Here is an 11,118-nt window from a genome sequence, read left to right on the forward strand (position 1 = left end):
GCCGGACCATTGTTTTAGTCTGGCCGAAAACGTCGTGGGGTGATCCGGGGGGGCGCGGGACGTGGGAGCGGTGCGGTTCGGGGTGGACGATCTGGTCAACCTGAGGTTCGCGATCTCTCCGTTGTGGGAGACGGTGGCGAGTGTGCGGGCCTCGGAGGACCCCGGGCGGCACGCCGTCCATCTGCCGTGGATCAAGAAGGCGCTGGCCCTGCGGCAGGACCGCGACCTGGCCCGCCGCCTTGAGCCGCTGATCACGGACCTCACCGGTTTCGAGCCCCCTCCCCCGCGGTGCCCGCTCGCCACCGTCGAGGAGGAGCTCGCAATCGCCGGGGCCGCCTGCGAGGTGGGCGACGCGGTGCTCGCCTGGTGGGGAGCCGCCGTACGGCCGTACTGGCCGCGCATCCGCGCCGTACTGGAGGCGGACGTCGTCCACCGCACCCGCCAACTGGCCGAGGACGGCATCCAGGAGGTGTTCGCCCACCTCCACCCCACCCTGAAGTGGACGCGGGACCGGCTGGTGCCGGTGGATCTGCCGCCGGGCGAGCCGAGGCTCGACGGGAACGGGATCACCTTGGTGCCCACCGCTTTCGCCACCCGCTGCCGGCTGCTGCGCGGCGGGGGCACCACACCGCCCGGCGTGCTCTATCCCGCGCGCGCCGTGGGCACCCTGTGGGAGCGGCGCGGGTCCGCCGGGGAGGGCCTGGCCCGGCTGCTCGGCCGCAGCCGCGCCCGGGTGCTCGCCGACACGAGCTCACCGGCCACCACGACCCAGCTGGCCGCGCGTACGGGCCTCAGCCTGGGCGCGGTGTCCCAGCACCTCGCGGTGCTGCGCGACGCGGGTCTGGTCACCGGCCACCGCTACCGGCGCGAGGTCCACTACACGGCCACCGACATGGGCCTCCTGCTGCTCGGGCAGCGGACGGGGTGACCCGGCCAGGGGCGGCGCGGCACGGTGTGGGACGGTGGGGCCGGAAAAAAACTCTCCACGTTTTCGTTATCCGCCGGTTCCCCGCCGATCTCCCACGGTGGAGAAGCAGTCGGTTGGAGCCCGGAGACCACCGGGACCCGGGGAGAGTGGACGAGGCGTGAACATGGAGTACGGGACGGCGACGGTCGCGGCCGCGCGAGCCGGTGACCAGCAGGCCCAGGACGAGCTCGTCGCGGCCTGTCTGCCACTGGTGTACAACATCGTCGGGCGGGCGCTGAACGGTCACGCCGACGTCGACGACGTGGTCCAGGAGAGCGTGCTGCGGATGCTCGACGGACTGGCGGGGCTCCGGGATCCGGCCAGTTTCCGGTCGTGGGTGGTGGCCATCACCATGAACCAGCTGCGCCAGTACTGGCAGCGCGCCCACACCCGGCCGGACGGCACCGGCATCCACGAGCCGAGCGATCTGCCCGACCCGGGCGCCGACTTCGTGGACCTGACGATCCTGCGGCTCGGGCTGTCCGGGCAGCGCAGGGAGGCCGCCGAGGCCACCCGCTGGCTGGAGCCCGAGGACCGGGGGCTGCTCTCGCTGTGGTGGCTGGAGACGGCGGGGTGTCTGACCCGCGCCGAGGTGGCCGCGTCCCTCGAACTCTCCCCGCAGCACACCGCCGTACGCGTCCAGCGCATGAAGGAGCGGCTCGACGCGTCGCGCCAGGTGGTACGGACCCTCGCGGGCGCCCCGCAGTGCCGGGAACTCGCCGGGCTGCTCTCGCTCTGGGACGGTGTGCCCTCCGCGCTGTGGCGCAAGCGCATCACCCGGCACACCCGTGAGTGCCCGCTCTGCTCGGGCCTGGGCAGCGGGCTCGTACCGCCCGAGGGCCTGCTGGCGGGGCTCGCCCTGGTGCCGGTGGCCTCGGCGGCCGGTCTGTTCGCGGCCCTGGCCGCACACCGGGTGCCGGGTGCCGCGCCCATGGCGCACGGGGTGGCCGAAGGGGGCCCGACGGAACCCCCGCGACCGCAGGCGCCCGGCCGCCACCGGCAGGCACCGCGTGGCCGGGGCGCCCGCGCCGGGCAGGACGAGGCGGCCACCCGGGGCGAGCTGCGCCGCGACCGGGACCGTGCCAGGCGGCGTCGCCGTGCGGCGGCGGTGCTGGCGGGCGCCACCGCGATAGGCGGCCTGGCCGTGGTCATCCACCTCTCCAACGATCCGTCCGGGCCCGGCCGCACCGTCGCCGACGCCCCGGCCGACGCCTCCGTCACGGCGGCGAGCCCGGACAGCGCCACCGCCACCGGCCCCTCACCCACCCGGTCACCCAACCCGGCCTCCCCGAAGCCGAGTTCCTCGCCGTCGCCGAGTCGCTCGGCCGCCTCGCCGAAGCCGACCGCACACAGCCCCGCGCCGCACAGCGCCGCCGCCAGGCCTCCCGCACAGCGCTCCCCCAGCACTCCGAACGGCCTCGCCAAGCAGGGGTCGGGCGCCCAGCAGGTGATCGCGCTGGTCAACACCGAGCGGGCCAAGAACGGCTGCGGCCCGGTGAGCGACAACTCCCGGCTCGCCACGGCCGCCCAGCGCCACTCCGACAACATGGCGGCACAGGACTTCTTCGACCACACCGACCCCAGCGGGGCGGGCCCCGGCGAGCGCATCCACGCCGCCGGCTACCAGTGGTCCACCTACGGCGAGAACATCGCCCGGGGCCAGCAGACCCCGGCCGACGTCATGAAGTCCTGGATGAACAGCCCCGGACACCGCGCCAACATCCTCAACTGCGCCTTCAAGGAGCTGGGGGTCGGGATCCACAACGGCCCCGGGGGCCCGTGGTGGACCCAGGACTTCGGCACCCAGATGTGAGACACCGCAGCCCCGCGCGCCCGGTCAGCCGGCCGCGAGCGCGTGGGCCCGGGCGATGAGCAGGGCGACGTCGTCGTGGGTGTCCGGGCGGCGCAGAGCGGCGAGCAGGAAGTCGCAGGTGTCCTCCAGCGGGCGGCTGGGGCCGGTCAGCAGGTCGGTGAGGGTCGCAAGACGGGTGTCGATGTCCTGGTCACGGGTCTCGATCAGGCCGTCCGTGTACAGGACGAGGTCGTCCCCCGGGTCGAGGCTGACGGCGGTCGTCGAGAACGGGACACCGCCCACGCCGAGCGGCGCTCCGGTGGGCAGGTCGAGCAGCCGGGGCGGGCGGCCGGGCCGCAGGTGCACCGGGGGCGGGTGACCGGCGACCGCGATGTGGCACAGATGCGTATGGGGGTCGTAGAGCGCGTACACACACGTCGCCGTCGCATCCCCCAGATCGGCGGTGGCCGCGTCCAGATGGGTCAGTACGGTGGCGGGGTCCAGGTCGAGCCGGGCCAGGGCGCGGGCCGTGGCGCGCAGTTGGCCCATGGTGGCGGCGGCGTTGATGCCGCTGCCCATCACATCGCCGACGACGAGTGCCGTACGGTCGCCGCTGAGGGCGATGACGTCGAACCAGTCGCCGCCGGTCTCGTCGTCGGCCGCCGCCGGCTGGTAGCGGTAGGCGATGTCCAGCCCGCTGGGGGCGGCCGGGCGTTGGGGCAGCAGGTGGCGTTGCAGCATCAGAGCCGTCTCGCGCTGGCGCTGGTACCAGCGGGCGTTGTCGATGGACACGGCCGCGCGCGCGGCGAGTTCGGTGGCGAGCAGGACGTCGTCCTTGCTGAACGGCGCGGGGTTGCGGGCCCGTTTGAGGTCCAGCGCGCCGAGGACCTGGCCGCGCGCGATGAGGGGGACGGCCAGATAGGAGTGCACTCCGGCGGCGGCCAGGAGGTGGACGGCGTCCTCGTTGCGGGCGATGCGCGGCAGGTCCTGGGGGCGTACCCGGGGGACGAGGACGGGGCGGCCCGTGCGGGCGCACTGGGTCACCAGCCGGGTGGGGCCGTACAGGGCGACGTCGCCGACCGGGTCGGCGGCGGAGGTGGCTTCGGTGGGGTAGGCCGCGTTGAGCGCCAACGCGCGGAAGCGCACGGCGCCGCCGTCCGCCTCCCCCGGCCGGGGACCGGCCAGGACGGTGTCGAGCACGTCGACGGCCGCGATGTCGGCGACCTCCGGGACGGCGACGTCGGCCAGCTCGCGGGCCGTCACCTCCAGGTCGAGGGTGGTGCCGATACGGACCGAAGCGTCCGCGATCAGCGAGAGCCGGCGCCGGGCCTGGGCGGCGGAGACGGCGGCCTCGTGCTGCTCGGTCACATCGACGACGGACACCGCGACGCCGAGGACATGACCTGCCTGGTCGTCGAGCCGGTACACCGACACCAGCCAGGCGTGGTCGCGCCCGGGGTCGGCGGCGGTGCGGCCGGTGGTGAACTCGTCGAGCACCGGGCGCCCGGACGCCATCACCTCGCGCATCCGCGCCTCGACACCGGCGCCGTCCAGGAACGGCAGTACGTCCACGATCCGGCGCCCGAGGTGCTCGTCGGCCGGAACGCCGTTGATGCGCTCAAGCGCGGGGTTCACCAGGACGTACCGCAGCTCGGTGTTGAGGACCGCCAGGCCGATGGGCGACTGGTCCACGAGCCGCAGCGAGAGGGCCAGATCCCGCTCCACCCGCCGCAGCGTCGCCTGCTCGGAGGCCAGTCCCAGGGCGAACATCCGGCCGTTGTCGGCTTCGAGGCGTACGTTGCGGAACTCCACCAGCAGCGTGCTGCCGTCCTTGTGCCGGACCGGGAACACCCCCGCCCAGGTGCCCTCGCCGGACATCACCTGGGCGAACAGCTCCAGCACCACATGGCGGTGCTCCTCGTCCACCAGGAGCTTCGCGGCGTACTGCCCGAGTGCCTCCGCGGCGGTGTATCCGTACACCCGCTTGGCCTGCGGACTCCACAGCCGGATGCGGCCCTCGGCGTCGAGCACGACCGCGGCCACCCCGAGCACGTCCAGCAGACCGCCGGCCACCAGCGACGGGTCTCTCGCCCCCGAACCGGCCGGGAAGGACTGCGCACCAGCCATCACCGGCCTCCTCACCCGTACGCCCCTGTGCGGGACACGCCCGCTGGCCAGGCCCAGGCCGATCGGCACGACTTTCCGCCTTCCATGCTGCGCCCGGACGCCCGGGCGTGCGACCGGGGGTACGTCGAACGGTGCGGGGAGCCGCCTCCGCCGCCCGCCGTCACTTCCTCCGGTCGCGCCGCCGCCGCAGAACGAGCGCCGCCGCTGCCACGGCCGCCACGGCGGAGACGAGCCTGCGGGGGCGGGCGCGCCCGGCCATCGCCGCCGCGGCCGTCACCCGGCGTACGGGCGCGGGGGTGTGGTCCCGGACCGTGCGGGCCGCCTGGCCCGCCGCCGTCCGGACCCCGGCCGCCGCCGTGCCCGTGCGGTGCGTGGCGTGGGTCGCGCGTCCCTTCAGATCCGCCTCGGCCGCGAGCCTGGCCGCGCTGTCGGTGATACCCATCGGTGCCTCTCTCTCGTTCGCCGGGTTCTCACGCTGTCTGCCGGGTCACCCCGGATCAGTGGCTCAAACCAGAACGTGGCCGATACCGGGCACACTCGCCCGGCCCGGCCGCACCGATCGCGGAAGCCGGCCGGGCCGGGGAGGATGGGTGGGCTGGGCCCGCGCCCCGCCCACGCACTAGAGCGCCGATCATTGGGCACTCTTCCTACAGGCGCCCTCGGCGCCCGGTGCGCAGCACCACCGAGCAGTGGCGAAGGACGGGTGAACCCATGGCATCGGACACCACCGACGGCTCGCACGACGGGGACACCGCCGGGGACAGACGGTTCACCGTCGCGGCGCGGCGGATCGCCGGGGCGGCGGTGCTCTCGCTCACCGGCGAGCTGGACCACGACACGGTCGAGCCGTTGCGTACCGCGCTCACCGAGCAGATCGCCGCCGCTCCGGCGCGGATCGTGGTCGACTGCACGGGTCTGCGGTTCTGCGACTCGACCGGTCTGAACGTGCTGCTGCGGGCCCGGTCGGCGGCCGCGCAGACCGCGGGGGCCGACATCGAGCTCGCGGCGCTCCAGCCGCCCGTCGCCCGGATGTTCGAGATCACCGGTGCGGACGCGGTGTTCCGTATCCACACCGACCTGGACGAGGCGCTCGCGGGCCGCCCGCCCGGGTAGCGGAGAGAGCGATGGGCGACACGGGCCGGGCCGGGCGGAGCCAGATCCGCCGCCTTGAGCTCTTCGGTACGAAGGGCGTGGTGACCCGCTGCCGGGACTTCACCGCGCGGGCGCTGGCCGACTGGGGGTGGGCCACGGCCGCGGCGGGGGACGACCGCGAGCGCGTGGACGACGTGCTCCTGCTCGTCTCCGAGGTCGTCACCAACGCCTGTCTGCACGCGGGCGGGCCGCAGGAGCTGGTGCTGCGCCACCGGGACGGCCGCCTGCGGGTGGAGGTCGCCGACGGCAGCCCCGTCATGCCCGCACGCCGCCCCAGGGCGCCCTCGCTGCCCGGCGGCCACGGTCTGATGGTGCTCGACCGGCTCGCCGAGGACTGGGGCTCGACGCCGCTGGGGACGGGCAAGGTGGTCTGGCTGGAGGTCGCGCTGCCGTCGTGGGCGGAACGGACGCGGTCGCCGGGGTAGCGCCGCTCACCCGCGAGCCGCTGACCGGGCCGCGGACGCCCGCGAACCGACCGGTTCGGAGGCCGGTTCGGAGGCCGGTTCGTCTTCGAGCAGTCCCGCGCGCAGCCGTTCCAGGAGCTGGGCCAGCAGACGCGAGACGTGCATCTGCGAGAGCCCCACCCTGGCGCCGATCTCGGCCTGTGTCAGCTCCTCGCCGAAGCGCAGCGACAGCAGCGTGCGCTCACGGTCCGTGAGGCCCGCGATGAGCGGTTTGAGGGACTCCAGCGACTCGACCACCTCGAACGCGCCCTCCTCCTCGCCCAGTCTGCGCAGGGGCCCGGGCGCGGCTCCGGAGTCGTCGTCCGGGTAGTCCAGCGAACGCGCCATGTACCCGTTGGCCGCCTTCTCGCCCTCGATGATCTCGGCCTCCGTCACCCCGAGGCGGGCGGCGAGCTCCCCCGTCGTGGGCGGGCGCCCCAGCTCCTGGCCGAGCGACTCCAGCGCCCCGGCCAGCCGCAGCCGCAGCTCCTGGAGCCTGCGGGGCACCTGGACCGCCCAGCTGGTATCCCGGAAGAACCGCTTCATCTCGCCGGTGATCGTCGGCAGCGCGAACGAGGAGAACTCCACACCCCGCTCCACGTCGAAGCGGTTGATCGCCTTGATCAGGCCGATGGTGCCGACCTGGACGATGTCCTCCGTCGGCTCGGCCCGGTTGCGGAACCGCCGCGCGGCGAACCTGACCAGGCTGAGGTTGAGCTCGACCAGCGTGTTCCGTACGTACGCGTGCTCCGGCGTGCCCTCGTCGAGCTCGGCGAGCCGGCGGAACATGGCCTCCGAGAGCGACTGCGCGTCGCGGGTACTGAGGTCCTGGGGCCGGGCCGTCTCGGCTATGCCGTCCAGCGCGCGGCGCCGCACCGCCGACGCCGCCGGTGGCGGCTGCGTACGGATCGTGTCCTCACGGGCGGTGGGCATGGGGCTCCTCGACGGGGCGGGGGCCTGCGCCGCCAGGTGGCGGCGGGTCCGTCGTCCGAGCGTCCTGAAGGGGTGATGCCCGTTTTTCAGTGGTTTGATGCGGATGATGATTGACGGCCGGAGGTCCGGGCACCCGCCGGGTATGCATCGTGCGCAGGCCGGGGAACGTGTGACGGACAGTCGCCGGTTCAGCCTGGAAAAGGGACCCGGTGTGGTGGGCCAGTGCCGCGATCTCACCCGTGAGGTCCTCGACGAGTGGCTCGGCACCCGCGGCGTCCACGAGCGCGCGGCGGTGGAGGACGTGCTGCTGCTGGTCTCCGAGGTGGTCACCAACGCGTGCACCCACGGGGGCGCTCCCTACGAGCTCCGCCTCGACCGCACGGCCGGCAAGCTGTGGGTGCAGGTCAGCGACAACAGCCCCGAGCGGCCGCACCCCCACGGAAAACACCGCCCCGCCCGGTCCTCCGGCCACGGTCTGTATCTGCTGAAGAGGCTCTCCTCGGCCTGGGGCTGGGTGCCGCGGGGGCGCGGAAAGACCGTGTGGTTCGAGGTGCCGGTGCCCCGCCCGCCCGGGATGGCCCTCTGAACGGCCTCCCGCACGTCCAGGCCTCCCGTAGGGCTCCCGCCCCGGGATGTCGGCGCGGGCCGATCGTGCCAGAGTGGAGGCGCCCGTCGAGTCGGCCGCACCCGCGCGCCACCGCGCCCGCGAGCCGCTCATGGGCTGCGCCACGACGGCCCGATGCGAGGTTGCGATGGATGTGCCCGCCCGCACCCCCGGCGACGGCTCCCCCCACACCGCGGCGGAGCCGGCCGAGGACGCGCTGCGCAGGCTCCTCGCGGGGCTCACGGCCGTACGGGACGGAAATCTGTCGGCCCGGCTGCCCGACGACGCGGGCGGCCTCCTCGGCGAGATCGCGACCATCTACAACGGGATGGTGGAGCAGTTGTCCCTGGTCACCTCCGAGGTCACCCGGGTGGCCCGGGAGGTGGGCGGCCAGGGACTGCTCGGCGGTCACGCCAGGGAGCCGCGGGTACGGGGGGTGTGGCTGGAGCTGACCTCCGGTGTGAACACCATGGCCGACAACCTCACCTCACAGGTGCGCTCCATCGCGCAGGTGGCCACGGCGGTGGCGCGCGGTGACCTCACCCAGAAGATCCGGGTGGACGCGCGCGGCGAGATCCTTGAGCTGAAGGAGACCATCAACACGATGGTCGACCGCCTCTCGTCCTTCGCCGAGGAGGTCACGCGGGTGGCCCGGGAGGTGGGCACCGACGGCAAGCTCGGTGGCCAGGCGACCGTGCGCGGTGTGTCGGGCACCTGGAAGGACCTCACCGACAACGTCAACTTCATGGCGAACAACCTGACCAGCCAGGTGCGCAACATCGCCCAGGTCACCACGGCCGTGGCGGGCGGCGACCTCACCCGCAGGATCGACGTGGACGCGCGCGGCGAGATCCTGGAGCTCAAGACCACCATCAACACGATGGTCGACCAGCTGTCGTCGTTCGCCGCCGAGGTCACCCGGGTCGCCCGGGAGGTGGGCAGCGAGGGGCGGCTCGGCGGCCAGGCTGAGGTGGAGGGCGTCTCGGGCACGTGGAAGCGGCTCACCGAGAACGTCAACGAGCTGGCCGGCAACCTCACCCGGCAGGTCCGCGCGATCGCCGAGGTGACCAGCGCCGTCGCCGAGGGCGACCTCACCCGCTCGATCACCGTCGACGCGCCCGGCGAGGTGGGCGACCTCCGGGACAACATCAACGCGATGGTCGAGTCCCTGCGGGCCACCACCCGGGCCAACGAGGCCCAGGACTGGCTCAAGACCAACCTCGCCCGGGTCTCCGGGCTCGTCCAGGGCACCGGCAACCTGGCCGACCTCGCCGCGCTGATCATGAGCGAGGTGCCGCCGCTGGTGTCCGCGCAGTACGGCGCCTTCTTCCTGACCCACGAGGACCGGCACGGCACGGAACTCGTCATGACCGCCGCCTACGGCTCCCCCGACGACCCGGCCGCGGGCCCGCGCCGCTTCCTCCTCGGCCAGTCGCTGGTCGGCGAGGCCGCCCGCAGCAAACGCCCGGTCGTGGTGGACCGGGTCCCGCCGGGTTACGTCAGGATCGCCTCCGGCGCCGGATCCGCCGACCCCGGCCAGCTGATCATCCTGCCGGTGGTGGTCGAGGAGCAGGTGCTCGGCGTGGTGGAACTGGCCGCGCTGCGCCCGTTCAGCGAGTTGCACCGCGATTTCCTGGACCAGTTCATCGAGACGGTCGGCGTCAACGTCGGCTCGCTCATCGCCAGCGTCCGCACCGACCAGCTGCTCGGGGAGTCGCAGCGGCTCACCTCCGAACTGCGCACCCGCTCCCAGGAGTTGCAGGAGCAGCAGCAGGAGCTCCAGCGCTCCAACGCCGAGCTCCAGGAGAAGGCCGCGCTGCTCGCCGACCGCAACCGGGACATCGAGGGCAAGAACCTGGAGATCGAGCAGGCCCGCCAGGAGCTGGAGGTCCGGGCCCAGCAGCTGTCGCGGACGTCGATGTACAAGTCGCAGTTCCTGGCCAACATGAGCCACGAGCTGCGTACCCCGCTCAACAGCCTGCTCATCCTGGCCCGGCTGCTCGCCCAGAACCCGGACGGGAACCTGACGGAGAAGCAGGTCGACTACGCCGAGGTCATCCACTCGGCGGGCTCCGACCTGCTCCAGCTCATCAACGACATCCTGGACCTCTCCAAGGTCGAGGCCGGCAAGATGGACATCCGACCCGAGCCGTTCTCGCTGCGGCAGCTGCTCGACTACCTGGAGGCGACGTTCCGGCCGGTGGCCGCCGAACGCGCCCTGGACTTCCAGGTCGTGGCCGCCCCCGGCCTCCCCGAGGAGCTCACCACCGACGAGGCCCGGCTGCGCCAGATCCTGCGCAACCTGCTCTCCAACGCCCTGAAGTTCACCGAGACCGGCCATGTCCGGCTCGACATCCACCGCGCCACCGCCGATGAACTCCCGCACGTCCTGGGCCCCTCAAGCCCCGCGCTCGCCTTCCGGGTCACCGACACCGGGGTGGGCATCCCCGAGGACCGGCTGGAGAGCGTCTTCGGCGCGTTCCAGCAGGGCGACGGCACCGCCGCCCGGCGCTACGGCGGCACCGGCCTCGGTCTGTCCATCAGCCGCGAGGTGGCCCGGCTGCTCGGCGGGGTGATCGTCGCGGAGAGCTCGGTGGGCCGGGGCAGCACCTTCACCCTCTATCTGCCGCTCGACGGGCTTCCCGGCCGGCGCGCGGACCACGACGCCGAGGAGCCGCCCGTACCGCGCGACGAGGCGGCTGCCGAGCCCGCGCCGTCCGGACACACCGTCCTGGTGGTCGACGACGACGCCCGCAACGTCTTCGCGCTCACCCAGATCCTCGAACACGCCGGAATGGTGGTGCTGACGGCGGCCGGGGGCCAGGCCGGGATCGACCTGCTGACCGCCCGCGAGGACATCGACCTGGTGGTGATGGACGTGATGATGGCCGGGATGGACGGCTACGCGGCCACCGCCGCGATCCGGCGCATACCCCGCTTCGCCACCCTCCCCGTCATCGCGGTGACCGCGAAGGCGATGCCCGGCGAGCGCGCCAAGGCACTCGCCGCGGGGGTCGACGAGTACGTCGCCAAACCCGTCGACGCGGACGGACTGCTGGCCGTCATCCGCGATCACCTCAAGGGATCGACGCCATAACTC

At 73.4% G+C, this 11,118-nt stretch carries 9 protein-coding genes; 6 read left to right on the top strand and 3 right to left on the bottom strand.

Annotated features, from left to right (window positions below; all coding sequences use genetic code 11):
* The first annotated feature begins 61 nt into the window (after positions 1-61).
* Together A8W25_RS00720 and A8W25_RS00725 are read left to right on the top strand one after the other, a co-directional pair.
* Positions 62-928 (top strand): ArsR/SmtB family transcription factor, encoded by an 867-nt coding sequence (locus A8W25_RS00720; RefSeq protein WP_067154088.1) that lies wholly within the window; start codon positions 62-64, stop codon positions 926-928.
* A gap of 163 nt (positions 929-1,091) precedes the next feature.
* Positions 1,092-2,780 (top strand): sigma-70 family RNA polymerase sigma factor, encoded by a 1,689-nt coding sequence (locus A8W25_RS00725; RefSeq protein ID WP_067154091.1) that lies wholly within the window; start codon positions 1,092-1,094, stop codon positions 2,778-2,780.
* A gap of 24 nt (positions 2,781-2,804) precedes the next feature.
* Here A8W25_RS00725 and A8W25_RS00730 read toward each other — a convergent pair whose 3' ends face one another.
* Positions 2,805-4,886, bottom strand: a complete 2,082-nt coding sequence (locus A8W25_RS00730) for a SpoIIE family protein phosphatase (RefSeq protein WP_067154093.1) — start codon at positions 4,884-4,886, stop codon at positions 2,805-2,807.
* A gap of 160 nt (positions 4,887-5,046) precedes the next feature.
* Positions 5,047-5,328 carry a hypothetical protein gene (locus A8W25_RS00735; RefSeq protein ID WP_067154095.1) on the bottom strand — a complete coding sequence of 94 codons (282 nt, stop codon included), beginning with the start codon at positions 5,326-5,328 and terminating at the stop codon, positions 5,047-5,049.
* Between the two features lie 269 nt (positions 5,329-5,597).
* Between A8W25_RS00735 and A8W25_RS00740 the strand changes: the two genes are divergently transcribed.
* Positions 5,598-5,999: an STAS domain-containing protein gene (locus tag A8W25_RS00740; RefSeq protein ID WP_067154096.1), complete on the top strand. Its 402-nt coding sequence runs from the start codon at positions 5,598-5,600 to the stop codon at positions 5,997-5,999.
* Positions 6,000-6,010: 11 nt separating this feature from the next.
* Positions 6,011-6,463: an ATP-binding protein gene (locus tag A8W25_RS00745; RefSeq protein ID WP_067154098.1), complete on the top strand. Its 453-nt coding sequence runs from the start codon at positions 6,011-6,013 to the stop codon at positions 6,461-6,463.
* Between the two features lie 6 nt (positions 6,464-6,469).
* Here the strand turns inward: A8W25_RS00745 and A8W25_RS00750 are convergent, their stop codons facing one another.
* Positions 6,470-7,414, bottom strand: coding sequence for a SigB/SigF/SigG family RNA polymerase sigma factor (locus tag A8W25_RS00750; RefSeq protein WP_079125718.1), 945 nt, complete (start codon positions 7,412-7,414; stop codon positions 6,470-6,472).
* 169 nt (positions 7,415-7,583) lie between these two features.
* Here A8W25_RS00750 and A8W25_RS00755 point away from each other — a divergent pair, with 169 nt between their 5' ends.
* On the top strand, positions 7,584-8,000 hold the full coding sequence (locus A8W25_RS00755; protein WP_234386047.1) for an ATP-binding protein: 417 nt from the start codon (positions 7,584-7,586) through the stop codon (positions 7,998-8,000).
* A 166-nt stretch (positions 8,001-8,166) separates the two neighbouring features.
* Positions 8,167-11,115 (top strand): HAMP domain-containing protein, encoded by a 2,949-nt coding sequence (locus A8W25_RS00760; RefSeq protein ID WP_067154102.1) that lies wholly within the window; start codon positions 8,167-8,169, stop codon positions 11,113-11,115.
* Positions 11,116-11,118: the final 3 nt, after the last annotated feature.

Source organism: Streptomyces sp. ERV7 (assembly GCF_001653515.1).
In the GTDB taxonomy this organism is placed as follows: Bacteria; Actinomycetota; Actinomycetes; order Streptomycetales; family Streptomycetaceae; genus Streptomyces.

Coding starts and splice junctions, on each gene's coding strand:
- A8W25_RS00725 (WP_067154091.1), top strand. CDS start 1,092: ATGGAGTACGGGACGGCGACGGTCGCGGCCGCGCGAGCCGGTGACCAG.
- A8W25_RS00730 (WP_067154093.1), bottom strand. CDS start 4,886: ATGGCTGGTGCGCAGTCCTTCCCGGCCGGTTCGGGGGCGAGAGACCCG.
- A8W25_RS00735 (WP_067154095.1), bottom strand. CDS start 5,328: ATGGGTATCACCGACAGCGCGGCCAGGCTCGCGGCCGAGGCGGATCTG.
- A8W25_RS00740 (WP_067154096.1), top strand. CDS start 5,598: ATGGCATCGGACACCACCGACGGCTCGCACGACGGGGACACCGCCGGG.
- A8W25_RS00745 (WP_067154098.1), top strand. CDS start 6,011: ATGGGCGACACGGGCCGGGCCGGGCGGAGCCAGATCCGCCGCCTTGAG.
- A8W25_RS00750 (WP_079125718.1), bottom strand. CDS start 7,414: ATGCCCACCGCCCGTGAGGACACGATCCGTACGCAGCCGCCACCGGCG.
- A8W25_RS00760 (WP_067154102.1), top strand. CDS start 8,167: ATGGATGTGCCCGCCCGCACCCCCGGCGACGGCTCCCCCCACACCGCG.